The organism is Streptomyces violaceorubidus, assembly GCF_000717995.1.
Classification (GTDB): Bacteria; Actinomycetota; Actinomycetes; order Streptomycetales; family Streptomycetaceae; genus Streptomyces; species Streptomyces violaceorubidus.
In genome coordinates this window covers 34793-59124 of the sequence record NZ_JODM01000032.1, presented here as the reverse complement: position 1 = coordinate 59124, position 24332 = coordinate 34793, and the positions used below count along the sequence as shown (strand labels likewise).

General features: G+C 73.8%; 22 protein-coding genes. 13 read left to right on the top strand and 9 right to left on the bottom strand.

Going from position 1 to position 24332, the window contains the following annotated elements; all coding sequences use genetic code 11:
• Nucleotides 1-64: 64 nt before the first annotated feature.
• Complete coding sequence (gene ligD, locus IE94_RS0129065; protein ID WP_030190078.1) at nt 65-946, top strand: non-homologous end-joining DNA ligase; 882 nt, start codon at nt 65-67, stop codon at nt 944-946.
• Between the two features lie 13 nt (nt 947-959).
• Here the strand turns inward: ligD and IE94_RS0129060 are convergent, their stop codons facing one another.
• Nucleotides 960-1763: a nuclease-related domain-containing protein gene (locus tag IE94_RS0129060; protein WP_030190076.1), complete on the bottom strand. Its 804-nt coding sequence runs from the start codon at nt 1761-1763 to the stop codon at nt 960-962.
• Between the two features lie 134 nt (nt 1764-1897).
• Here IE94_RS0129060 and IE94_RS0129055 point away from each other — a divergent pair, with 134 nt between their 5' ends.
• The 6 genes from IE94_RS0129055 (at nt 1898) to IE94_RS0129030 (ending at nt 7984) form a co-directional block, all read left to right on the top strand.
• On the top strand, nt 1898-2377 hold the full coding sequence (locus IE94_RS0129055) for a protein-tyrosine phosphatase family protein (RefSeq protein WP_030190074.1): 480 nt from the start codon (nt 1898-1900) through the stop codon (nt 2375-2377).
• 124 nt (nt 2378-2501) lie between these two features.
• The gene (locus IE94_RS0129050; protein WP_030190072.1) at nt 2502-3296 is read left to right on the top strand and encodes a hypothetical protein; all 795 of its coding nucleotides are present in this window, start codon (nt 2502-2504) and stop codon (nt 3294-3296) included.
• A complete protein-coding gene (locus tag IE94_RS0129045; RefSeq protein ID WP_030190071.1) occupies nt 3293-4537 on the top strand; it encodes an ATP-binding protein in 1245 nt (414 codons plus the stop codon). The genes IE94_RS0129050 and IE94_RS0129045 overlap by 4 nt, the downstream gene beginning before the upstream one ends.
• 126 nt (nt 4538-4663) lie before the next feature.
• Entirely contained in the window at nt 4664-5125 is a 462-nt protein-coding gene (locus IE94_RS0129040) for an SH3 domain-containing protein (RefSeq protein WP_030190069.1), read from the top strand.
• A 43-nt stretch (nt 5126-5168) separates the two neighbouring features.
• The gene (locus IE94_RS0129035) at nt 5169-6530 is read left to right on the top strand and encodes an FtsW/RodA/SpoVE family cell cycle protein (RefSeq protein ID WP_030190068.1); all 1362 of its coding nucleotides are present in this window, start codon (nt 5169-5171) and stop codon (nt 6528-6530) included.
• On the top strand, nt 6527-7984 hold the full coding sequence (locus IE94_RS0129030; RefSeq protein WP_030190066.1) for a penicillin-binding transpeptidase domain-containing protein: 1458 nt from the start codon (nt 6527-6529) through the stop codon (nt 7982-7984). Before IE94_RS0129035 ends, IE94_RS0129030 begins: the two co-directional genes overlap by 4 nt.
• Nucleotides 7985-8006: 22 nt before the next feature.
• Here IE94_RS0129030 and IE94_RS0129025 read toward each other — a convergent pair whose 3' ends face one another.
• Entirely contained in the window at nt 8007-8624 is a 618-nt protein-coding gene (locus IE94_RS0129025) for a Uma2 family endonuclease (RefSeq protein ID WP_030190064.1), read from the bottom strand.
• A gap of 235 nt (nt 8625-8859) precedes the next feature.
• On the opposite strand from IE94_RS0129025, the gene IE94_RS0129020 reads away from it, so the two are divergent.
• From IE94_RS0129020 to IE94_RS0129005, 4 genes are all read left to right on the top strand, one after another.
• A complete protein-coding gene (locus tag IE94_RS0129020) occupies nt 8860-9798 on the top strand; it encodes an AurF N-oxygenase family protein (RefSeq protein WP_030190063.1) in 939 nt (312 codons plus the stop codon).
• Between the two features lie 62 nt (nt 9799-9860).
• Nucleotides 9861-10514, top strand: a complete 654-nt coding sequence (locus IE94_RS0129015; RefSeq protein WP_030190061.1) for a TetR/AcrR family transcriptional regulator — start codon at nt 9861-9863, stop codon at nt 10512-10514.
• 49 nt (nt 10515-10563) lie between these two features.
• The gene (locus IE94_RS0129010) at nt 10564-10887 is read left to right on the top strand and encodes a hypothetical protein (protein ID WP_030190058.1); all 324 of its coding nucleotides are present in this window, start codon (nt 10564-10566) and stop codon (nt 10885-10887) included.
• Between the two features lie 103 nt (nt 10888-10990).
• Complete coding sequence (locus tag IE94_RS0129005) at nt 10991-12139, top strand: C40 family peptidase (protein ID WP_030190057.1); 1149 nt, start codon at nt 10991-10993, stop codon at nt 12137-12139.
• A 115-nt stretch (nt 12140-12254) separates the two neighbouring features.
• Here the strand turns inward: IE94_RS0129005 and IE94_RS0129000 are convergent, their stop codons facing one another.
• Genes IE94_RS0129000 through IE94_RS36195 form a run of 5 tightly spaced genes read right to left on the bottom strand, consistent with a single transcriptional unit; the run spans nt 12255 to nt 18809 of the window.
• The gene (locus tag IE94_RS0129000) at nt 12255-13625 is read right to left on the bottom strand and encodes a styrene monooxygenase/indole monooxygenase family protein (protein ID WP_106978066.1); all 1371 of its coding nucleotides are present in this window, start codon (nt 13623-13625) and stop codon (nt 12255-12257) included.
• Complete coding sequence (locus IE94_RS0128995; protein WP_030190055.1) at nt 13549-14190, bottom strand: GTP-binding protein; 642 nt, start codon at nt 14188-14190, stop codon at nt 13549-13551. Before IE94_RS0128995 ends, IE94_RS0129000 begins: the two co-directional genes overlap by 77 nt.
• Nucleotides 14171-14623, bottom strand: coding sequence for a DUF742 domain-containing protein (locus IE94_RS0128990; protein WP_030190054.1), 453 nt, complete (start codon nt 14621-14623; stop codon nt 14171-14173). Before IE94_RS0128990 ends, IE94_RS0128995 begins: the two co-directional genes overlap by 20 nt.
• Entirely contained in the window at nt 14620-15123 is a 504-nt protein-coding gene (locus IE94_RS0128985) for a roadblock/LC7 domain-containing protein (RefSeq protein ID WP_030190051.1), read from the bottom strand. Before IE94_RS0128985 ends, IE94_RS0128990 begins: the two co-directional genes overlap by 4 nt.
• Nucleotides 15120-18809, bottom strand: a complete 3690-nt coding sequence (locus tag IE94_RS36195) for a sensor histidine kinase (protein WP_245235332.1) — start codon at nt 18807-18809, stop codon at nt 15120-15122. Before IE94_RS36195 ends, IE94_RS0128985 begins: the two co-directional genes overlap by 4 nt.
• Before the next feature lie 453 nt (nt 18810-19262).
• Here IE94_RS36195 and IE94_RS0128970 point away from each other — a divergent pair, with 453 nt between their 5' ends.
• Complete coding sequence (locus IE94_RS0128970; protein ID WP_030190049.1) at nt 19263-20054, top strand: protein phosphatase 2C domain-containing protein; 792 nt, start codon at nt 19263-19265, stop codon at nt 20052-20054.
• A 21-nt stretch (nt 20055-20075) separates the two neighbouring features.
• On the opposite strand, the gene IE94_RS0128965 is transcribed toward IE94_RS0128970, so the two are convergent.
• The gene (locus IE94_RS0128965) at nt 20076-20570 is read right to left on the bottom strand and encodes a MarR family winged helix-turn-helix transcriptional regulator (RefSeq protein WP_030190046.1); all 495 of its coding nucleotides are present in this window, start codon (nt 20568-20570) and stop codon (nt 20076-20078) included.
• Nucleotides 20571-20817: 247 nt separating this feature from the next.
• Here IE94_RS0128965 and IE94_RS0128960 point away from each other — a divergent pair, with 247 nt between their 5' ends.
• Complete coding sequence (locus IE94_RS0128960) at nt 20818-21645, top strand: lysozyme (RefSeq protein WP_030190044.1); 828 nt, start codon at nt 20818-20820, stop codon at nt 21643-21645.
• Nucleotides 21646-21704: 59 nt separating this feature from the next.
• Here the strand turns inward: IE94_RS0128960 and lon are convergent, their stop codons facing one another.
• The gene (lon, locus tag IE94_RS0128955) at nt 21705-24176 is read right to left on the bottom strand and encodes an endopeptidase La (protein ID WP_051777729.1); all 2472 of its coding nucleotides are present in this window, start codon (nt 24174-24176) and stop codon (nt 21705-21707) included.
• Nucleotides 24177-24332: the final 156 nt, after the last annotated feature.

Genomic DNA, 24332 nt, shown 5'->3' with positions numbered 1-24332 from the left:
TGCAGCACCGTTCCTCTCGGGCGCTTTCAGGTGTTTTGTCCATGTTCTATGAGATTCTCATGATATGGCGCCGATGACGGAAGTGGAGGGGCGGCGGGTGGCCCTCAGCAACCTGGACAAGGTGCTGTATCCCGCGGCCGGCTTCACCAAGGGCGAGCTGCTGCACTACTACGCGACGACCGCCGGGGTGCTGCTGCCGCACCTGCGCGACCGCCCGGTCTCCTTCCTGCGCTATCCGGACGGCCCGGACGGTCAGCTGTTCTTCACCAAGAACGTGCCGCCGGGTACCCCCGACTGGGTCACCACGGCGCAGGTGCCCCGCTCGCAGGGCCCGGCCCGGATGGTGCTGGTGCAGGACCTGGCGAGCCTGATGTGGGCCGCGAACCTGGTGACCGAGTTCCACACCCACCAGTGGACCGCCGACGACCCCGGCGAGGCCGACCGGCTGGTGTTCGACCTGGACCCCGGCCCGCCCGCGACCGTGGTGCAGTGCTGCGAGGTCGCGCTGTGGCTGCGGGAGCGGCTGGCGGCGGACGGGATCGAGGCGTACGCCAAGACCTCCGGGGCCAAGGGGCTGCACCTGCTGGCGGGGGTGCGGGGGTCGTCCTCGGAGCGGGTGTCGGACTACGCGAAGGCGCTCGCGGTGGAGGCGGAGCGGGCGCTGCCGAAGCTGGTGGTGCACCGGATGACGCGCAGCCTGCGGCCGGGGAAGGTGTTCGTGGACTGGAGCCAGAACGCCGCGCGCAAGACCACGGCGGCCCCGTACACCGTGCGCGCCCGCGAGGTGCCCGCGGTCTCCACGCCGGTGACGTGGGACGAGGTCGCCGGGTGCTCGCGGGCGGAGCAGTTCGTCTTCCTGGCGCCGGACGTCGCGCCCCGGCTGCGGGACCACGGCGACCTGCTGGCGCCGCTGTTCGAGCGGCGCCGGGCGACGGCGCTGCCCTGAGCCGGGGCCGCCCTCACAGGCGCTGCCAGGTGGCCCGGTCCCGGGCCATGGCGTGCAGCGACTCCACGTCCGCCGGTTTCAGCACCCCGCCGGTGCGGGCCAGCTCCGGCAGCTCCCGGTCGGTGAGGACGCGCACCGAGCGGGGCGGGGCGGCGACGGACACGTGGGCCGGCTCGACGAGGACGAGGACCGGACGGACCTCCGCGGTCAGGGCGTGGCAGGCCCGGTCGGCGTCCGCGCGGACCCAGCGCAGCAGCGGGTGGGGGGCGCGGCGGCCCAGCGCCACCAGCGGGTCGGTGACCCGCACCCGCTGTCTGCGCGCGGGCAGCACGTGGAGGACGAAGAGGCCCCCGGGTCCGACCAGCAGGTGGTGGAGGCGGTCGCCGCCGGGCAGCGGGAGGGAGTGCAGGGTGCGCCAGCCGGCGCCGTCGAGACGGTCGAGGGCGGCCCCGGTCGCCTGCTCGGCGGCCAGCGCCCGGCGGCGCGGGTCGGGGCGCAGCCGATGCGCCGGTGCGGGCTCGCGCTCCAGGGCGACCAGGAGGGCCTCGCCGGGCCGGTTGGGGGCGAGGTCGTCGTCCGGGTGGAGAGTGAGCCGGGCCAGCTCGGCGGGGGTCGGCACGGGGGGCGGCCCGACCGTGACGGGGCCGGTGACGAAGGGGCGCAGGGCCTGGAGGACCTCGTCCCTGCGGTCGTCGCTCAGCAGGTTGACGCGGGCCGCCCCACGGTCGTACCAGGCGACGTTCCCGCCGCCCGGGAGGCAGACGTAGAGCCGTTCCCGGCCGTGGCGCCGGGTCGGCACGACGCGCAGTCCGTCCATGCCATCACCACCCCCTTCCATGGGACCAGGCGGGATGCCGCGGGGCAAGAACCCGGTTGCCTTCGCCAGGAGTTGGGAAGACCCTGGGCGGGACTGGGGAGGTGTCTGTGCGGACCCCTGGGGCAGGCCCCGACGTGCCGGCGCCGGACCGGCCGTGGGACGAGATCGTGCCGGGACTGTGGATGGGCGGGCACGAGTTCCGGCGGACGGCCGGGCGGCTGGAGTTCGCCGTGGTGCGCGACGAGTTCGACCTCGTCCAGACGCTGCTGCGGCTGCCCGGGCACGGGCCGGACGAGGGGGTCGAGCACCATGTCTGGCCGATCCCGGACGGGCCCCTGGACGGCACGCAGCTCGCCGGGGTGATCCGGCTGGCCCAGGCCGCGGGCGAGGCGCTCGACGAGGGCCGGAAGGTCCTCGTCCGCTGCTACCACGGGTACAACCGCTCCGGGCTCGTCGTCGCGCACACGCTGATGCGCCGGGGCAGCGGCGCCGAGGAGGCGATCCGGCTGATCCGGGCCCGGCGCTCGCCGTGGGCGCTGCACAACGACCTGTTCGTGGCCTACCTCCGGGCCGGTCTGGCCACCGTGCGGCTGCTGGAGGACCTGGCCGAGTAGCCCGGCGGGCCCGTGCGCACGCAGAATGGCCTTCCGTGCGGCGATGCGTACGGTGCCGCGGTCCGTGGTGCCGCCCGTGGCCGTGCGGACCGCCGACGCCGATCACCGAACCCCCAGGAGTGCAGTGCTCCCGAGCCGCCGCGGGCACCCCGCCCGTGTCCCCGCCGCTCTCGCGCTGCTCCTGGCGACCGCGGCGACCGGTGCGCTGGCGGCCTGCGGGGACACCGGCGGGCTCGAGGACGCCGGGGCGACGGCCGCCGCGCGCGATCCGGCCCGGCTGTGGCCCGGCCTGACCCCGGCGTCCACTCCGGCGTACGACATCGGCGAGGTGGAGCACGCGCCGGTGAAGGGCGTCGCGGTGCCCGGCGGCGACATCCGCAGGGCGGACCCGGTGGCCGCGGTGCGCGCCGAGATCGCCGAGCACCCGGAGGACTACGCGGGCGCGAAGGCGCGGTACCACGAGACGTCCGAGCGGATGGCGGACTGCGGCACGGACGGCGCCGGTGACGAGCGGGGCGGCTGCCCGGTGCTGCGGCCGTACTACCGGGACCTGACCGGTGACGGGCGGCCCGAGATGACGCTGGGTTTCCGGCTGCTGCCGGACAGACTGACCGCCGTGCGCGTGTACACCGTCGACAAGGACCGGCTCGTGCGGGTGATGTCCTACGAGGACGCCGTGAGCGCGGTCGAGCTGGCCGGGCGGACGGTGATCGTCCGCTCGCCCTCGGAGGTCGCCGGGTACGAGTACCGCCTGCAGTGGACCTGGGACGCGGACCAGCGGGCCATGCTGCTGACCAGCGACGAGATGCTGCGCACCGACGACGGCGGACAGCACACGAAGCGTCCGTCCGCCGCGCCGTCCGCCTCCCCGCCGCCCTCCTCGCCGTCCTCCCCGTCGCCCTCGGCGAGTGCCCGGTGAGAGTCCCCCTCCCCCGGTGGGCCGGACCGCTCGCGGTGAAGGCGGCCGTGTTCATCACCGTGATGTGCTGCGGGCTCGCCGCGCTGCTCGGTGTCCTGGTGCACGTCTCGGTGACCAACCAGACCGTGGGCCAGGCGCGTGACACCGCCCTGGCCCGGCTGCGGGACGCCACCGAGTCCTACGAGGCGGGGGACCCGCTGCGCCGCGGGGCCGGCGTCGATCCGCCGGCGCTGCCGCGGCCGCTGCGGGAGCTGGCCGTCTCGGGCCGGCGCGGCACGATGCTCGCCGAGTACGCGGGACGCCCGACGATGTGGGCGGCGGGCCCCGCCGACCGGGGCCGGGTGCTGGCGGTGCGGGTCGACCACTCCCAGGGCCAGGCCACCATCGACGGCCTGGACGGCGCGATCGTGTGGTCCTCGGCACTGGCGATCGGGGCGACGCTGCTGGTCGGCGCGATCGCCGTGACGCGGGTGACGCGGCGGCTGCACACCACGGCGCGGGTGGCGCGCCGGATCACCGCCGGCGACCTCGACGCCCGGGTCGGTGACCCGCGCGCCCAGGATCCGACCCGCCCGCAGGACGAGGTGGCCTCGGTCGCCGCCGCGCTGGACTCCATGGCGTCGTCGCTGCAGGGCAAGCTGCTCGCCGAGCAGCGCTTCACCGCAGACGTGGCGCACGAGCTGCGCACCCCGCTCACCGGCCTGCACGCGGCGGCCGAGCTGCTGCCGCCGAGCCGCCCCACCGAACTGGTGCGGGACCGGGTGGCGGCGCTGCGCACCCTCACCGAGGACCTGCTGGAGATCTCCCGGCTGGAGAGCGGGCGGGAGCGGCCCGCGACGGAGCCGGAGGAGCTGGGGGCGCTGGCCCGGCGGGTGGTGCGGGGCTCGGGCACCGGCACGCGCGTGGACGTCGTGCGGGACGCGTGGGTGGAGACCGACCGGCGGCGCCTGGAGCGGGTGCTGGGCAACCTGGTCGCGAACGCGGACCGGCACGGCCGGGCGCCGGTGGTGCTGACCGTGGACGGTGCGGTGGTCACCGTACGGGACCACGGGGACGGCTATCCGGAGTACCTCCTGGCGCACGGGCCGCAGCGTTTTCGCACCGAGGGCGGGACGAAGGGGCACGGGCTGGGGCTGACCATCGCGCTGGGGCAGGCCGAGGTCCTCGGGGCGCGGCTGGAGTTCACCAACCCGCCGGACGGCGGGGCACTGGCCCGGCTGACGCTCCCTCAGCAGCCCTGACCACCCCGACCACCCCCGACCACGGCCCCTTCCCCGATGGCTCAGCGCGGCGGGCGGTGGGCACGGGGCGCTCCTAATGTGGCGGTTAGTCAGCTGAAGACCCGTTCGCTCCCGGGAGGTACTCCCATGCCGCCAGTGTCCGCACCGGTCACGCGCTCACCCCTGGTCCGCGGTCTCGCCACCGCCCTCGCGGCCGGCGCGCTCGCCACCGCCGTCGCCGTCGCGCCCGCCGCCGCCGCCGCTGACGACGGGTGGGGTGGCGAGGCCGGTTCCCCGTCCGCCGTCACCGGCCAGGAGAGCCGCGGCGGGAACGGCGGCGAGGAGTGGGGCGGGAGCGACGGCCGCCAGGAGCAGGGCCGCTACCGGGGCCGTGTGACGGCCGACCGGCTCGCCCTGCGCACCTCGCCGACCCGCGGTGCGGAGGTCATCCGGTACGCCCGTCGCGGCGAGGTCGTCTCCATCCACTGCAAGACTCCCGGCGACCGGGTGCGGGGCAACCCCCTCTGGTACCTCCTCACGGACGGCACCTGGGCCTGGGGCGCGGCCCGATACATCGACAACATCGGCCCCGCGCCGCGCTGGTGCTGAACCACAAGCCGCGCACACCACACCACATGGGTAAGTTCCGGACATGACCAAGGCCGGAACCGGAACCGGAATCACCGTGGCCCAGGCGGACATCCCCGCTCCCGTCGCCCGGCTCCCCCGGCGCCGGGGCGTCGAACTCGCGCTCATCGTCATGGCCGTCCTGCTGTCGGTCTTCGGCTACTGCAACGTCGGCCTCGCCCAGCACGACGCCCTTCCGCCCGGCGCCGCCGGCTACGGCGCCGGACTCGGTGTGCTCGCGCTCCTCGCCCACCTGGCGGTACGGCTGCGCGCCCCGTACGCCGACCCGCTGCTGCTGCCCATCGGGGTGCTGCTCAACGGGCTCGGCCTGGTGCTGATCTACCGGCTCGACCTGGAGACGCCGGGCGACCGGGCGGCCCCGACCCAGCTGGTGTGGTCGACGCTGGGTGTCGCGCTGTTCATCGTGGTCGTCCTGCTGCTGCGCGACCACCGGGTCCTGCAGCGCTACGCCTACGTGTGCGTCGCCGCGGCGCTCGCCCTGCTCACCGTGCCGATCTTCTTCCCGGCGGTGAACGGCGCCCGCATCTGGATCCGGATCGAGGACTTCTCCATCCAGCCCGGCGAGTTCGCGAAGGTCCTGCTCGCGGTGTTCTTCGCCGCCTACCTGGCCGCCAACCGCAGCGCGCTGGCGTACGCGGGCCGCCGGGTGTGGCGGCTGCAGCTGCCCACCGGCCGGGTGCTGGGCCCGATCCTGGCGGTGTGGCTGGTCAGCGTCGGCGTCCTGGTCCTGGAACGGGACCTCGGCACCTCGCTCCTCTTCTTCGGCCTGTTCGTGGTCCTGCTCTACGTCGCCACCGGCCGCACCGGCTGGATCGCCGTCGGGCTGCTGCTGGCCTCGCTGGGCGCGGTCGCCGTGGGCTGGCTGGAGCCGCACGTGCACAGCAGGGTGGAGGACTGGCTGCACCCCTTCGCGTCCATCGAGGCGGGCGACGGCCCGAACCAGCTGGCCCAGTCCCTGTTCGCCTTCGCGGCGGGCGGGGTGACCGGCACGGGGCTCGGCCTCGGCCACTCGGTCCTGATCGGCTTCGCCGTCAAGTCGGACTTCATCCTGGCGACGGCCGGGGAGGAGCTGGGCTTCCTCGGTCTGAGTGCCGTCTTCCTGCTGTACGGGCTGCTGGTGGAGCGGGGCTACCGGGCGGGGCTGGCGGCCCGCGACCCCTTCGGCCGGCTGCTCGCGGTCGGCCTCTCCTCGATCGTGGCGCTCCAGGTGTTCGTCATCGCGGGCGGGGTGACCGGGCTGATCCCGCTGACCGGCATGGCGATGCCGTTCCTGGCGCAGGGCGGGTCCTCGGTCGTCACCAACTGGGCGATCGTGGCGCTGCTGATCCGGGTCAGCCACGCGGCCCGGCGGGGGACGCCCTCGTGACCCGGAACATCCGGCACGCGGCCGTCTTCTGCGCCCTGCTGCTGGTCGCCCTGGTGGTCAACGCGGCCCGGGTGCAGATCGTCCAGAAGCCGGAGTACGACGGCAACCCGGCCAACCGCCGCCCCGACATCGCCCGTTACCAGCAGCCCCGCGGCGACATCCTGGTCGGCGACGAGGCGGTCACCGGCTCCCGGGACACCGGCGAGCACCTGCGCTTCGAGCGGACCTACGCAGACGGGCCGATGTACGCCCCGATCACCGGCTTCGCCTCCCAGGCGTACGGGACGACGCTGCTGGAGCACGCCGAGGACGGCCTGCTGTCCGGCGCCGACCCGATGCTCGCGCCGCTGCCGCTGTGGCACGACGTCACGGGCGCCCCCAACCCGGGCGGCGACGTGGTGACGACGATCGACGGGGCCGCGCAGCGGGCGGCGTTCGAGGGGCTGCGCGGGCGCAAGGGGGCGGTGGCGGCGATCGAGCCGGCCACGGGCCGCGTCCTCGCGCTGGTCTCCACCCCGTCCTACGACCCCCAGCTGCTGTCCGGGAACAGCGCCGCCGCCACCCGGACCTGGCACCGGCTGAACGACGACCCGGACAAGCCGATGCTCAACCGGGCGGTGAGCCGGACCTATCCGCCGGGTTCCACGTTCAAGGTGGTCACCGCGGCGGCGGCGCTGGACGCGGGCGTGGTGCGCGGCCTGGACGCGCCGACCCGCTCCCCCGACCCGTACACCCTGCCCGGGACGCGGACGAGGCTCACCAACGAGGCCGACGGGTGCCGCGACGCCTCGCTGCGGGAGGCGTTCGAGTGGTCCTGCAACACGGTGTTCGCCAAGCTCGGCGTGGACGTGGGCGTGCGCGGCATGACGGCGACGGCGGAGGCCTTCGGCTTCAACGACGACGGGCTGCGGGTCCCCTTCCCCGTCGCACGGAGCACCTTCGACACCTCGGTGGACCGGGCGCAGCTCGGCCTGTCGTCGATCGGTCAGTACAACACGCGGGCGACGCCGTTGCAGATGGCGATGGTGGCGGCGGCGGTGGCGGACGGTGGCCGGGTGCGCTCGCCGTACCTGGTGGAGCGGACCCTGCGGGCGGGCGGCAGCCTGGTGGCGGCGGCCGGCTCGCGCCCCTCCCGGGAGGTGATGCGCCCCTCGACGGCGGCGCTGCTCAAGGAGCTGATGACCGGGGTGGTGGACAAGGGCACCGGCGCGAAGGCGGCGATCCCGGGTGCGACGGTGGGCGGCAAGACCGGCACGGCCCAGCACGGCGTCGGCAACTCGGGCATCCCGTACGCCTGGTTCGTCTCCTGGGCGCGGGGCGACGGGGACGTGGAGCCGAAGGTCGCGGTCGCGGTGGTGGTCGAGGGCTCGGCGGCGGACCGGGAGGGGATCAGCGGGGGCGGGCTGGCGGCGCCGATCGCGCGGGCGGTGATGGAGGCGGTGCTCGGGGGGTGAGTCAGCGCCCCCGCCACCGCGGTCAGGAAGGGGGCAGACCCGGCGGTCGGCGGTTGATGGCGGTGAGATCGACGGTGAGGGGGAAGGGGACGTTGAGTTTCATCCGGTCATGGTGGATGCCGGTGACGCTGTAGGCACCCGTGGCGGGGTCGAGTTCGTAGGTGTAGACGACGGGCAGTCCGTCGTTCTCCTCCACCCTCCAGTAGTACGGGATCCCTGCGGCCGCGTACTTGTGCGGCTTCACTTCCCGGTCCCTTTCCAGGGAGTCCTCGGACACCACTTCGACGGCGAGGACGACGGAATCCGAGTGGTGCCAGGTCTGCCGTGGTCCGGTGTCGGCGTCCGCCCGATACACCAACACGTCCGGTTCCGGTCGGTTGCGCCGGTCGAGCCTGACGCTGAACTCCCGGTCGACGTCGTACGCGTCCGGCGCCTGGCTGAGCAACGCGTACTCCAACAGCCGGATGGTGCGCAGGTGAAAGCGGGTCTGCGGACTCCCGAAGACGAGGCTCCCGTCGATCAGCTCCGTGTGCGGAGGCAGGTTGGGAAGCTCGTCGAGGTCGTCCGCCGTCCAGCCGCGCTCCGGCGGACGGGGCCACTCGTAGTCGTCGTCCAGCCCGTAGTCACGCGCGGCGCTCATGATCGCTCCCATGTGCCGGAGTCTGACCGACACGGCCAGCGTACCCAGGACGAGCGCCGACGGAGCGCCCCATCGAGCGACCCCGCGCCGAGGCATTGAAGGCGCCCCACCTTTACTCGCGGTCAACAACTTCCGCGCAGGGGATTGACGAGCTTGCTGACACGCAGTCTCATAAGACGCAGCACGCTGGAGTGACCGCGGGTAACACGATCGTTCGACGAGGTGGGACACAGCCATGACGACCCTGACGGAAGCCGACGCGCTCGAGGGCCTGCGCGACGCGCTCGGCCTGCTCAAGGACCGCGAGCAGGTGGCCGAACGGCTGCTCGACTCGTCCGCCAAGCACTCCTTCGACCCGGACAAGGAGCTGGACTGGGACGCGCCGTTCGAGGACGGCAAGTGGTTCTGGCCGCCGGAGCTGGTGTCGCTGTACGACACCCCGATGTGGCAGCGGATGAGCGAGGAGCAGCGCATCCTGCTCTCCCAGCACGAGGCCGCCGCGCTCGCCTCGCTCGGCATCTGGTTCGAGCTGATCCTGATGCAGCTCCTGGTCCGGCACATCTACGACAAGGCGGCGACGAGCGCCCACGTGCGCTACGCGCTGACCGAGATCGAGGACGAGTGCCGGCACTCGAAGATGTTCGCCCGGCTGATATCCCGCGGCGAGACGCCGTGGTACCCGGTGAGCCCGGCCCACCAGCACCTGGGGCGCCTGTTCAAGACGATCTCCACCACGCCCGGCTCCTTCACCGCCACGCTGCTCGGCGAGGAGGTCCTGGACTGGATGCAGCGGCTGACCTTCCCGGACGAGCGGGTCCAGCCGCTGATCCGGGGCGTCACGCGCATCCACGTCGTGGAGGAGGCCCGGCACGTGCGGTACGCCCGTGAGGAGCTGCGCCGGCAGATGGTGACGGCCCCGAAGTGGTCGCAGGAGTTCACCCGGGTCACCTCCGGCGAGTTCGCCCGCGTCTTCTCCAAGGCCTTCGTCAACCCCGAGGTCTACACGAACGTCGGCCTGGACAAGCGGGAGGCCCTGGCCCAGGTCCAGGCCAGCGGCCACCGCCAGGAGATCATGCAGACCGGCGCGAAGCGCCTCACGGACTTCCTGGACGACATCGGCGTACTGCGCGGCGTCGGCCGGAGGCTGTGGCGGTCCTCGGGGCTGCTGGCGTAGTCCGGCCGGTCCGTTCCGCCGACGTGGGTGGTCGCCCGGTGGTGCGGGTTACGCTGCGGTTCATGACCCCGCCGGCCCCCACCCCCGCCTACCGCCGCCTCAGTGTGGAGGAGCGCCGCGTCCAGTTGCTGGACGCGGCGCTCGCCCTCTTCGCGCACCGGGCCCCGGAGGAGGTCTCCCTGGACGACGTGGCCGAGCGGGCCGGGGTCTCGCGGCCCCTGGTGTACCGGTACTTCCCCGGCGGCAAGCAGCAGCTGTACGAGGCCGCGCTCAGGTCGGCCGCCGACGAGCTCCGGCTGTGCTTCGACGAGCCCCGCGAGGGCCCGCTGCTGACCCGGCTCTCCCGCGCCCTGGACCGCTACCTCGCCTTCGTCGACCAGCACGACACCGGCTTCAGCGCCCTGCTGCGCGGCGGCAGCGTGGTGGAGACCTCGCAGACCTCGGGCATCGTGGACGGCGTACGCCGGGCCGCAGCCGACCACATCATGCGCCACCTGGACGTCGCCGAAGCCGGTCCCCGGCTGCGGATGACCGTCCGGATGTGGATCACGGCGGTGGAGGCGGCCTCGCTGATCTGGCTGGACGAGGACAAGCAGCCGCCCGTGGACGAGCTGCGGGACTGGCTGGTGGAGCAGTTCCTCGCCGTGCTGACGGTCACCGCCCGCCGCGACCCGCAGACCGCGACGCTGGTCGGGGCACTGGCGGCGGACCTCTGACCGTGCGCCGTCCTGCGGCACCGGTGCGCCGATCACCGACACTGGTGCCGTGAAGAGCGAAGACACCCCCTTCGAGGGCGGCCCCATGGACGGACGCGTGCTGCCCGTCCTGGTCGGGATGACCGGGCACCCGCCGAAGACGTACCGCATCCCCGTCCCGGACCCGGACGGCGGTCCGCCCACCGTGCTGGTGTACCGGCGCGTGCCGCGGGACGCGCGGGGCGGGCTGCGGTTCGCCCGGTGGAAGTACGCGTACGACCCCTCGGGCAGGCGGGGCTCCGGCCGGAAGTGGCCCTGGTCGAGGCCGGAGGCCGGGCCGGGCGCCGATCCAGACGCCACGCCGCGCGGCAAGCCGGACGACGCGGACGGGTGACCCGGTTGCGCCGAACCGCGCACACTCGGCGCGCGAAGGCCCGAAAGGCGCCACATGCTCACCGTGCGGAGCGGACCCGCCGCCCCGCACCGGAGGTGATGGCGTGTCAGGAAGGCTTCCGCGTCTGGCGTGCACCGCGGCCCTCGCGGCCGGGATCGTCCTCGCACCCGTGTCCGCCGCGGCCGAACCCGAGCCCGGTCCGGCCCAGGGCGCGGCCGGCGAGCGTACCGTGGCCGGGCTGCTGACGGACCTTCAGCGGCTGTACCGCGAGGCGGAGAAGGCCACCGAGACCTACAACGGCACCGAGGAGCGGCTGAAGGCGCAGCGGGCCCGGGTGCTGCGGCTGAACGCCGAGCTGACCCGGACCCGGCTCTCGCTGCGGGACAGCCGCGGCGCGGCCGGGCGGCTGGCCCGGCAGCAGTACCAGAGCAGCAGCGGCCTCTCCCCCTACCTGCGGCTGCTGCTGGCCCGCGACCCCCAGCACGCCCTCGACCAGGGGCATGTGATCGGCCGGCTCTCCAAGGAGCGGGCCGAGACGGTGGGCCGGCTGACCGGCGACACGAGGAAGGCCGACGAGCTGGCCGGCCGGGCCCGTGCCGCCCTGGCCCGGCAGACCGCCCTCGCCGAACGCCAGGAGAGGGAACGGGACGGTGTGCGCGCACGCCTGCGCGCCGTCGAGGAGCTGCTCGCCTCGCTCACCCCCGAGCAGCTGGCCGCCGTGGCGGAGCTGGAGAAGAGCGGGGCCGAGGAGGAGCAGGAGCGCTTCCTTGCGTCCGGCGCGCTCGGCGACGACGCCAAGCCGTCCGCCGAGGGCGAGCGGGCGGTGCGCTTCGCGGTGGAGCAGCTGGGCAAGCCGTACGAGTGGGGCGCCGAGGGCCCGGCGTCGTACGACTGCTCGGGGCTGACCTCCGTGGCCTGGGAGCGGGCGGGGACGCCGATCCCCCGGACCAGCCAGGAGCAGTGGGCGCGCCTCGACCGCGTGCCGCTGGACGCCCTGCGCCCCGGTGACCTGGTGGTGTACTTCCCCGAGGCCACCCATGTGGCGATCTACCTGGGCGACGGCATGGTGGTCCAGGCACCGCGCCCCGGCGCCGAGGTCAAGGTGTCCCCGATCGCCGCCAACCCGGTCCTGGGCGCCGTGCGCCCCGACCCCGGTGGCGAGCCCGTACGGCGCTACACACCACCGGGGCTTCCCGCGGGCGCCACGGACGGGTCGGACGAGGGGTACGCGGCCGCGGGGCCCGCCCGATGAGTTCCTGGCCCCACCCGCCGGACGGCCGTGCCCCGGGCGCCGCGCGGGCGGGAGCGGGGTCCCGGCGGCGCGGTGGGTGTCCGCCGGGTGGATTCGCGGCCGAGCGTCAAAGCCCCTACGCGCCGGCGGCGCCCGAGACCTCCATGAGGTAGCCCTCGGTCTTCGCGGGGTCGTAGAAGAAGTTCTCGAAGTCCGCCGGGTCGTTGAAACCGTTGGCGAAGCGGTCGGCGACCGGCTGGAGCTGGCCGGCGGCGCCGATCAGGTTCAGGATGTGCTCCGGCGGCGGGGCCAGCATGGCGTTGGTCCACTTGGTGACGTGCTGGGCCGTCTGCCAGTAGCGGTCGAAGGTCTGCCGCATCCACGCCTCGTCGAACTCCTTGTCCCCCTGCTCCAGGATCGAGGCGAGGTAGGAGGCGGCGCACTTGGACGCGGAGTTGGAGCCCTGGCCGGTGATCGGGTCGTTGGCGACGACCACGTCGGCCACGCCGAGGACGAGCCCGCCGCCGGGGAGGCGGCCGATCGGGTTGCGGACGGTCGGGGCGTAGCGGCCGGCCAGGGTGCCGCCGGCGTCGGTCAGTTCGACCTTGGTGGCCCGCGCGTACTCCCAGGGGAGGAACTTCTCCATGAGTTCCAGGGTCAGGGAGAGGTGCTCCGAGGGGTCCTTGACGTCCTTGAAGGCGTCCAGCGGGCCGCCGGGTATGCCCTCCCAGAAGAGGATGTCGGCGCGGCCCGAGGTGGTGAACGTCGGCATGATGAACATCTCGCCGACGCCCGGCACCAGGTTGCAGCGCACGGCCTCCGTCTCCGGGTGCTCGGGGCGCGGGCCCATCCCGTGGACGTAGGCGACGGCGAGGGCGCGCTGCGGCTCGCTGTACGGGGAGCGGGAGGCGTCGCGGCCGAACATCTGGACCAGCTCGCCCTTGCCCGCGGAGACCAGGACGAGGTCGTAGGCGCGGGAGAAGTAGTCCAGGTCGCCGACGGCCGCGCCGTGGATGACCAGTTGGCCGCCGCGCTGCGCGAAGGTCTCCATCCAACCCGCCATCTTCACCCGCTGGTCGACCGACTGGGCGAAGCCGTCCAGGTGCCCGAGCCAGTCGATCGCGCGCTGCGAGGGGCCCGGGTCGAAGGAGCCGGGGGCGGCCACCGAGACGCCGAGTCCCTCGATCTTCGGGGCCTGGGACTCCCAGAAGTTCAGCTGGAGATCGCGCTCGTGCTGGAGTGCCGTGTGGAACATGCACTGCGTCGACATGACCCGGCCGGTGCGGATCTCGTCCGCGGTCCGGTTGGACATCAGGGTGACCTCGTAGCCGTGCGACTGGAGGCCGAGGGCGAGCTGGAGGCCGGACTGGCCGGCTCCGACGACGAGTATCTTGCGCATGCGGTTCTTCCTTCTCCTGCTCGGGGTTCGTCTACTCGGGTGTTTCGTCGAGCGCGTGGCCCACGAGGGACAAGAGGGTCTCGATGGCCGAGATCCGACGGCGCGCATCCATGATCATGACAGGTATGTGCGCCGGGATCGTCAACGCCTCCCGCACGTCCTCCGCCTCGAACAGCTCGCTGCCGTCGAAGTGGTTGACCGCGACGACGTAGGGCAGTCCGCAGCTCTCGAAGTAGTCGAGCGCGGGCCAGCAGTCCTTCAGGCGGCGGGTGTCGGCCAGCACCACGGCGCCGATCGCGCCGCGCACCAGGTCGTCCCACATGAACCAGAACCGCTGCTGGCCCGGGGTGCCGAACAGGTAGAGCACCAGGTCGTCGTCGAGCGTGATGCGGCCGAAGTCCATGGCCACGGTGGTGGTGAGCTTGCCCGGGGTGGCGGTGAGGTCGTCGGTCTCCTCGCTCGCCTCGGTCATCAGTGCCTCGGTCTGCAGGGGCGTGATCTCCGAGACGGTGGTGACCAGTGTGGTCTTGCCGACACCGAAACCTCCCGCGACGACGATCTTCGTGGCGATCGGCGCACGGGTGGGATCCGTCTGCCAGGGCTGCACGGGCCCGTCGGTGTCGACGAGCGGGGGGACGCCGAACGCGGCGGCGTCAGAGACGACGGAGTCCACTGAGCACCCTTTCGAGCAGAGCGCGGTCCGGGCGGCCCGTGCCGTGGCCGGTCCCGGTGCCGTACACACGGATCTTTCCCTGGTCCGCCAGGTCGCTGAGGAGCACGCGGACCACGCCGAGCGGCATCTTCAGCAGCGCGGCGATCTCGGCCACCGTACGCATACGGCGGCACAGTTCGACGATGGCCCGCATCTCCGGCATCACGCGGGAGGTGAGGCCGCCGTTCGTCAGTTCCCTGCGCTCCTCGGCGGCTTCGAGCGCGGCGGTGCCGGCCGTGGCGCCGACGAACGTCTCGACGAGGAGGACGTGGCCGAAGCGGGTGCGGCCGCCGGTGAGCGAGTAGGGACGTACGCGGGCCGGTTTCCGCTCGGCGCCGCGGACGGGGAGGTGTCCCCGGCCGTTCTTCCCGGGCTTCTTGGGACTGCTGCTCATCGGGCGCTCCCCGTCGTCTCGGACTCCAGGGACTTCCGCAGCTCGGTGCGGAGTTCGGGGGTCAGGACGTGGCCGGCGCGGCCGACGAAGAGCGCCATGTGGTACGCGACGACGCTCATGTCGCACTCCGCGGAGCCGTGCACGCCGAGCAGCGAGCCGTCGCTGATCGACATCACGAACAGGCTGCCCTCGTCCATGGCGACCATCGTGTGCTTCACGCCGCCGAAGTCCATCAGCCGGGCGGCGCCGACGGTCAGGCTGCCGACGCCGGAGACGACCGTGGCGAGGTCGGCGGCGGAGCCGCGCGGGCCGGCCCGGGGCGTCTCGCGGACCTGCCGGGCCTCCTCGTTGCGGCCGGGATCGGAGGACAGGAGCAGGAGCCCGTCGGAGGAGACCACGGCGACCGACCGGATGCCGGGCACCTCCTCGACGAGGTTGGTCAGCAGCCAGTGGAGATTGCGGGCTTCACTGCTCAGTCCGAAGGTACTGGGCGCGGTCAACTGCTTGCCTCCTCGACAGTGCCCCCCGTGGCTTCTTCGGTGGTGTCCGCGTCGACCGGCGCCCGGTGGGGTCCGGTGCGGTCCGCGATCTCCGCTTCGACGTCGCGGCGGCCCGCCTCCGCCCCCCGGCGGAATCCGCCCAGGCGGCGGCGGAGCGCGTCGGCGTCGACGGAACCCGACGGGCGCGGCCGTGGGGCCGCCGCGGGGGTGGTGAGCTTCGGGGTTCGCTTGGGCAGCCCCTTCTCGGTGACGGGCTCGGCGGCCTCGTCCGGGGTGCGGTCGTGGGCGTCGGGGCCGATGGCGTAGGGGTCGGCTGTACGGGGGCCTGGAATGCGGGCGGCGTCGGGCTCCGGCGCGGGCTGTGCCGGTGCCGGTTCCGGTTCCGGTGCCGGTTCCGGTGCCGGTTCCGGTGCCTCGGACGGGTCCGGGGGCACCGGGGGCAGCAGGAGCGCCATCGTCGCGTCGTCGGGGAGGTCGTGCCCGGGTGCCTTCGGCGCCTCGGGGGACGACGTCCCCGCGGGCTCCGGATCCGCCGCGGTGTACGTGCCACGGCGCGGGTCCGCGGGGATGCCCGCGTCCGGTGCCTGGTCGGCCGCCGGTCGCGTCGACCGCGACGGGGCGGTGGCGGGGGCGGGGTCGGTCCCGCGGACCGGGTCCGCGTCGGACTCCGGCGCCGGGGGCGTCACGGAGACCGACCCGGGGGCGGCGACCGGCTCCGACCGCTCCCCCTCGCCGGTCACGACAGCCTCGGCACCCGCCGACCCGGCCCCGACGCCCGTCCCGGAACCCGGCTCGACCTCTGAGCCCGCGTCGGACCCGGAGCGCGCCTCGGACCCGGAGCCCGGGTGGGGCGCGGCGGCCCCCTCGGACCCGGAACCGGCCTCGGACCACGGAGCTGTCTCGGACCCCGCATCCGACGTGGTACCCGCCTCGGACCGGGAACCCGTACCGGCCCCGGGACCAGCCTCGGGCCCCGCGACCGCCTCGGCCCCGATACCGGCCACGGGTCCGGAGCCAGACTCGGACCGGGAGCCCGGGTCGGCCCCAGGTCCCGCCACGGACCACGGAGCCGTCTCGGACCCCGCGTCCGACGTGGTGCCCGCCTCGGACCGGGAGCCCGTACCGGCCCCGGAACCAGCCTCGGGCCCCGCGACCGCCTCGGCCCCGATACCGGCCACGGGTCCGGAGCCAGACTCGGACCGGGAGCCCGGGTCGGCCCCAGCGCCCGCCTCGGACGCGGCGCCCCCCTCGGCCCCCGAGCCCGGATCGGACCCGGCGACCTGCTCGGACCCGGAACCCGGATCGGACCCGGCGAGCGCCTCGGCCCCCGTGCCGGTCTCGGGCCCGGCACCCGGATCGGCCGCGGTGTCCGCCTCCGACTCGGCCCGCTGTACGGCCCGTTCCGCCGAGGCGACCAGCGGGTCCGTGCTCTCCTGTGTGCCCTTCTCGGCCCGTCCGTGCAGGACGTTGGAGTTGGCCTCCGCGTCGGCGCCGGGCAGGGAGAAGGAGCCGGTGCCGTCGGACACCGGCACGGTCGGGGCCAGCGCGGCCGGCGGTGCGGCGGCCAGCAGCGGGCTCGGGAGGACGACGACGGCCGCGACGCCGCCCTGCTTCTGCTCCCGCAGCCGCACCCGCGCCCCGTGCCGGTGGGCGAGCCGGGCGACGACGTAGAGGCCGAGCCCGAGACCGTCCTCGCCCTCCTGGTCGTACGGCGCGTCCGGGTCGAAGTCGGTGAGGCGGGCGTTGAGCCGCTGGAGGCGTTCGGTGGCCATGCCGATGCCCTCGTCCTGCACGGAGAGCATCACCTCCCCGTTCTCCAGGAGCCAGCCGGAGACCTCGACGGGCAGGTCGGGCGGCGAGAAGGAGGTGGCGTTCTCCATCAGCTCGGCCAGCAGGTGGGAGAGGTCGTCGGCGGCGAACCCGGCCACGTGCGCGTGCGGCGGCAGCGCGGCGATGCGGACCCGCTCGTACCGCTCGATCTCGCTGACCGCGGCCCGGACCACGTCGACCAGCGGCACCGGGGAGGCGCTGTGCTGGACGTGCTCGGTACCGGCGAGGACGAGGAGGTTCTCGCTGTGCCGGCGCATGACCGTGGCGAAGTGGTCGAGCTTGAACAGCGTGGCGAGGCGGTCCGGGTCCTGCTCGCGCTCCTCCAGGCTCTCGATGACGGCGAGTTGGCGTTCGACCAGGCCGAGGGTGCGCAGCGCGAGGTTGACGAAGGTGGAGCCGATGCTCTTGCGCACCACCTCCAGCCGGGCGGCGGACTCGGCGAGTTCGGCGCGCAGTTCCTCGCGGGCGTCGGCCATCTTCTGCCGCTGGCCGACCAGGTGCTTGCGGTCGGACTCCAGCGTGGCGACCCGCCCCGCGAGCGTGGCGGCGTGCGTGTGCAGGGCGTTGACGGAGCGCACGACCTGTGCGAACTCGTCGTTGCGGCCGGTGAAGGCGACCGGCTCCTCGGCCGTGGGGTCCTCCGCTGCGGCCAGCCGGGCCGAGCCGCGGCGCAGTACCGACAGCGGGCGGGTGAGGGTGCGGGCCAGGGCGGTGGCGATGCCGACGGCGAGCAGGACCAGGGCCCCGAGGACGGCGATGCGGATCTCCAGCGCGGTGACGTCGTCGTCGCGCAGCTGCTCCAGGGCCTGGACGCGCTTCTCGTACAGGGCGGACTCGGCGCCGCGCATCGCGTCCACACGGGCGGAGAGCGCGGCGTCCAGCCGCTTGGTGCTGGTGCCGAGGTCGCGGTCGGAGAGCGTCGGCTCGTCGGTGAGGCCGGCGAGGTACTTCTCGGCCGAGTTGACGTCGGGTCCGGCGACGGTGGCGTCGAAGCTGCTCCGCGCCTCCTTGGGAGCGCCCTCGCGGAAGTCGGCGAGGGCCGCGTCGGAGCGCACCCGGGCCTGCTGGGCGGCGGCGGCGAGGGCGTCGCGCTGCTCGGCGTCGGCGTCCGAGGTGGTGGACGTCTCGGTCGGCAGGCCGGTGAGCGGGTCGATGACGGTCTGGGTGGTGCTCGGCACGTTCAGGGCCGCCAGGAGCAGACCGCGGGTGGCGGCGGCCTGCTGGACGGCGGTGTCCAGCTCGGCGAGGGCGTACGCGCCGGAGCCCGCGCGGGGCGGCATCTCCTCGCCCAGCTTCTCGGCCAGGGCGTGGAGCTCGGTGATCGCCTCGGAGTACGCCTGGTGGGCCTGGAGCGCGGTGCTCTTGCCGGTGAGGGCGGCGCGGCGCAGCGCCGCGACGGCGTCGAGGCCCTCGCGCAGGGAGGCCGGCATGTCGGTGTCTGCGCGCAGCTCCTCGACCTGCCGGTCGACCCGGGCGCTGCGCTGCTCGGAGGGCGCCTTGGACTTGGGGCGTCCGGCCGCGATGTACGGGGTGACCTCGTCGCGCTCGTCGGCGAGGGAGTGCGCGAGGGTCAGCGCGCCCTGGGTCTGCTGGGCGAGCGTCACCAGTTGCTGGGAGTCGTGCAGTTGCTCGGAGGCGGCCACGACCGACGGGGCTCCGGCCCCGGCGACGGCGGCTGCCACGACCGCGACCGCGACGATGAGGCGGTTGCGTACGTGGGTGGGACGGCCCTTGCCGACGGGGGCCTCCGGCGGCTGCGGAGGGGTGGAGGTGCCGGGGGCGCGCTCCGCGCCCCCCGCGGGGGCCGTCTGCTTGCCTGTGCGACGAGGCCGCGTCTTCTGCACCGGTGCTCGCATTCCTGACTCGTGTACCCGGGGGTCCGGGTGGCGCTCCGTCAACTTGCCGGTCGGGGGCGCGTGCACCCTCCGCCGGGCGCTGGGCTGTTCCCCGGCCGCCGGCAGTGCGTCGGGCGAGGAGACCGCTTGAGCGGGGCAGTCCCCCCACCGGTTCCCGACCTTCCCAGTGCCGGTGGGCGGTGAGCGCGCATCATCCGACCCGCCACCCGAAGGAGTGAACCCCGGAGGGGAGTTGAGGGGCAAGTTCCCGTGGCTCGTGCCGTGCGGTCGTCCGGCGTGCCGGTTGGACGTCTGCGACGGGCGGTGGCACTATGTGCCGCCACGCGCCGCCGGAGGTTGTGATTCCCCCGCAAATGCGGCGCCTGACCTGCGTCGCCGCCCCGATTCCGGGAGAATCCGAGGAAGGTGCCAGCCTTTTGCGAACGCTGTGAAGGGCTCGTGCAGACTGGCCGGATGCGTACGGAACTCGTCTCGGAACCAGGTCTCGCCGACCAGCCCAACGAGGACTTCGCGAGCGTCGGACTACCGGCCTCGGGGCAAGGCGGTTCACTCGTCGTGCTGGACGGCGTGACGCCGCCACGGACCGCGACGGGTTGTCTGCATTCCGTGCCCTGGTTCACGGCGCGCCTGGGTGGGGCGCTGACCGAACTGACCGTTTCACTCCCGGATCTTCCCCTCGTCGAGGCCCTGTCCCGCGCCCTCGCTCGTACCGCGGCGGCTCACGCGGAAACCTGTGACCTTTCTCACCCGCGCACGCCGCAGGCGACGGTGGTCCTCGCCCGCTGGTCCCCGGCCGCTCTCGAGTACCTGGTCCTGTCCGACTCGGCCCTGCTGCTGGAGGCCCCCGACGGCACCGTCACCCCCGTCCTGGACGACCGGCTGTCCCGGCTGCCCCGCTCGGCGCTGGTGAGCGACGCGGTGATCGACGCGGAGCTGCGCAACAGGGAGGGCGGCTTCTTCACGGCCGCGGCCGACCCGGAGGTCGCGGCGCGTGCCGTGACGGGGGTGCTGCCGCGCGCCGGGGTGCGGACGCTGGTGGCGCTGTCGGACGGGGCCGCGCGGTGGGTGGAGAGGTTCGGGGAGGGCGACTGGGCCGACTGCCTGGCGCTGGTCCGCAAGCAGGGCGCGCGGGCCCTGGTGGACCGGGTGCGGGAGCTGGAACGCGCGGACGCGGCGGGCGACCGGGTGTTCCTCGGGCGCAGCAAGACGCACGACGACGCGACGGTGGTCTACGCCGAGTTGTGAGCCGGGGGGACGGCGCCGGTCCTACTTCTCCGTCCCCCGGTTGAGCTCGTGCAGCAGCCGGGCCAGTTCCGTCACCTCGCGCGGGTCCCAGTCGGCGAGCCGGCGGGCGTACCGGGCGCGGCGGGCCTCCCGGACCCGGCCGACGCGCTCCTGGCCCTCCGGGGTCAGGGTGACCAGCCAGGCCCGGCCGTCCGCGGGATCCGGCTCGCGGGCGACGAGTCCGAGTTCCTCCAGGGCGCGCAGCTGGCGGGACATCGTCGCCTTGCCGACGCCGATGAAGGCGGCGAGGTCGGTGGCGCGCTGGCCGCCGCACTCGCCGAGCCGGACCAGCAGGCCGTACGCGGACGACTCCAGGTCGGGGTGGACCTCCCGGGCCATCTCCCCCTGGTTGGCACGGGCCCGCCGCAGCAGGACGGTCAACTCGCGCTCCAGGGCGAGGAACTCGGGTTGGTTCACACCATCGCCGGACGGGCGGGATACGCCTCCGCGACCGCCGCCGTTCCCGTCTTCGTGCACGTCAGTCCCTGCCTCGCTCTTTTCCGGTTTCCCGGTCCTGAAAGTTTCCGCCACGGGCCGCCGTCGCCGCAGCTCACCAAGTATTTCGCAGGCTTAGACCAACGGCGGCTCCCGGTCCTCTTCCACCCGCCGTTTCTACGTGCGTAGAGTCGTCACCGGACCCCCGGATGGCATGCGCACGCCATCCAGGGGTTCTCCCCACCCGCGCATCCCCCACCGAGCACCACCGAGCCAGCGGAGGCACGTCATGCCCGTGCACAGATCCGGATCGGCCCGCGGACGGCGGTTCGCCGTCACCGGGATCCTGCTCGCCGCGTTCTCCCTCGTCCTCACCCTTCCCGCCGACGCCGCGTCGTCGGCGGACGTCCCGCCGCGCGGCTCCGCCCGCATGGGCATGGGCGTCGCGGCCCACGACGGCGAGCACGGCACCCCCGTCCCCGGCCGCGCGGCCCAGACGGAGGGCGTCGACGTCTCCAGCCACCAGGGCAACGTCGCCTGGTCGACCCTGTGGAACAGCGGCGTCAAGTGGGCCTACGCCAAGGCCACCGAGGGGACGTACTACACCAACCCCTACTTCGCCCAGCAGTACAACGGCTCCTACAACGTCGGCATGATCCGGGGCGCGTACCACTTCGCCACCCCGGACACCACGAGCGGCGCCACCCAGGCCAACTACTTCGTCGACCACGGCGGCGGCTGGTCCAGGGACGGCAGGACGCTGCCGGGCGCGCTCGACATCGAGTGGAACCCGTACGGCGCCGCCTGCTACGGCAAGTCGCAGAGTGCGATGGTCTCCTGGATCCGGGACTTCCTGAACACCTACAAGGCCCGTACCGGCCGGGACGCCGTGATCTACACGGCCACCAGCTGGTGGACCCAGTGCACCGGAAACTACGGCGGCTTCGCCGCGTACAACCCGCTGTGGATCGCCCGGTACGCCTCGACGGTGGGCACGCTCCCGGCCGGCTGGGGCTACTACACGATGTGGCAGTACACGTCGTCCGGTCCGACGGTCGGCGACCACAACCAGTTCAACGGCGCGCTGGACCGCGTCCAGGCGCTCGCGAACGGCTGACGCACGACGCGTACGGCGACGGCCCGGACTCCACACGGAGTCCGGGCCGTCCCCTTTCCTCATCCGGTCGCGCCCTCCCCCAGTGCCGAAAGCCTGGGAGGTACCCCCGTCGCCGCGACCGGAACCTCGCGCTCGGCACCGTTGGTCGCCGGTGCGAGCGCCAGTTCCAGCACCTGGCGCACGTCGGTGACGGCGTGGACGTCGAGCGTGTCCAGCACCTCGGCCGGGACGTCGTCCAGGTCGGGCTCGTTGCGCTTGGGAATGATCACCGTGGTGATCCCCGCCCGGTGCGCGGCGAGCAGCTTCTGCTTGACCCCGCCGATCGGCAGCACCCGCCCGGTCAGCGAGACCTCGCCGGTCATCGCCACGTCGGTGCGGACCAGCCGGCCCGAGAGCAGCGAGGCGAGGGCCGTGGTCATGGTGACGCCGGCGCTCGGGCCGTCCTTGGGGACCGCGCCCGCCGGGAAGTGGATGTGCGCCCCCCGGTCCTTGAGGTCGCCCACCGGCAGTTCCAGCTCGGCGCCGTGGCTGCGCAGGAAGCTCAGCGCGATCTGCGCCGACTCCTTCATCACGTCGCCCAGCTGACCGGTGAGGGTCAGCCCCGCCGCGCCGGTCTCCGGATCGGCCAGCGACGCCTCGACGTAGAGGACGTCGCCGCCCGCGCCGGTGACCGCGAGGCCGGTGGCCACCCCGGGCACCGCGGTGCGCCGCTCGGCCGGGTCCTGGGCGGACTCGGGCACGTGGTGCGGTCGGCCGATCAGCTCGCGCAGGTCGCCGTCGGTGACGGTGAACGGCAGCTCGCGCCGGCCCAGTTCGTGCTGGGCCGCCACCTTGCGCAGCAGCCGCGCGATGGACCGCTCCAGGGTGCGCACGCCCGCCTCGCGGGTGTACTCGCCCGCCAGCTTGCGCAGCGCGCCCTCCTCGACGGTGACCTCGTCGGCGTCCAGTCCGGCCCGCTCCAGCTGGCGCGGGAGCAGGTGGTCACGGGCGATGACGACCTTCTCGTCCTCGGTGTAGCCGTCGAGGCGGACCAGCTCCATGCGGTCGAGCAGGGCCTCCGGGATGGCCTCCAGGACGTTGGCGGTGGCGAGGAAGACCACGTCGGACAGGTCCAGCTCGACCTCCAGGTAGTGGTCCCGGAAGGTGTGGTTCTGCGCCGGGTCCAGCACCTCCAGCAGCGCCGCGGCCGGGTCGCCCCGGAAGTCGGAGCCCACCTTGTCGATCTCGTCGAGCAGGACGACCGGGTTCATGGACCCCGCCTCCTTGATCGCCCGTACGATCCGGCCGGGCAGCGCGCCGACGTACGTACGCCGGTGGCCGCGGATCTCGGCCTCGTCGCGGACGCCGCCGAGGGCGACGCGGACGAACTTGCGGCCCATCGCGTGGGCGACGGACTCGCCGAGGCTGGTCTTGCCGACGCCGGGCGGACCCACCAGGGCCAGTACGGCACCGCCGCGTCGTCCGCCGACCACGCCGAGGCCCCGGTCGCCGCGCCGCTTGCGCACGGCCAGGTACTCGGTGATCCGCTCCTTCACGTCCTCCAGGCCCGCGTGCTCGGCGTCGAGCACGGCCCGGGCGCCCCGGATGTCGTAGGCGTCCTCGGTGCGCTCGCTCCACGGCATCTCCAGGACCGTGTCGAGCCAGGTGCGGATCCAGGAGCCCTCGGGGGACTGGTCGGAGGAGCGCTCCAGCTTGTCGACCTCCTTGAGCGCGGCCTCGCGGACCTTCCCGGGCAGGTCGGCGGCCTCCACGCGGGCGCGGTAGTCGTCGGACTCCTCACCCTCCTGCTCGCCGTTGATCTCGCGCAGCTCCTTGCGGACGGCTTCGAGCTGGCGGCGCAGCAGGAACTCCCGCTGCTGCTTGTCGACGCCCTCCTGGACGTCCTTGGCGATGGTCTCGGCGACGTCCTGCTCGGCGAGGTGGTCGCGCAGCTGCTGGGTGGCGAGCTTCAGGCGGGCGACCGGGTCGGTGGTCTCCAGGAGCTCGACCTTCTGCTCGGTGGTGAGGAAGGGCGAGTACCCGGAGTTGTCGGCGAGCGCGGACACGTCGTCGATGGCCTGGACCCGGTCGACGACCTGCCAGGCGCCGCGCTTGCGCAGCCAGGCGGTGGCGAGCGCCTTGTACTCCTTCACCAGCTCGGCGATCTGGCCGGGCAGCGGATCGGGGACGGTCTCGTCGACGCGGGTGCCCTCGACCCAGAGCGCGGCGCCGGGGCCGGTGGTGCCGGCGCCGATGCGCACCCGGCTCCGGCCGCGGATCAGGGCGCCGGGGTCGCCGTCGGCCAGGCGGCCGACCTGCTCGACCGTGCCGAGCACGCCGGTGGCGGCGTGGGTGCCGTCGATGCGCGGGACGAGCAGGACCCGGGGCTTGCCGGGCTCGGACCTGGCGGCGGCCTGGGCGGCCTCCACCGCGGCCCGTACCTCGGCGTCGCTCAGGTCCAGGGGGACGACCATTCCGGGCAGGACCACTTCGTCGTCGAGCGGCAGCACGGGCAGGGTGAGCGGTGTGAAGGCGGCGGACTCAGCAGCCATGATCTCCCCTTCGGCAGTCAAGTTGAGTTACATCGACTCAATGAAAGGGAGCCCGGGATTGTTCCCCAAGGGATGTTCGCCATGAGCGATCAAGCGTTCCGGGGGATTTCCCGTCTCCCGGCACAGCACCGTCGCACCGGCCCGCATTCCTCCGGC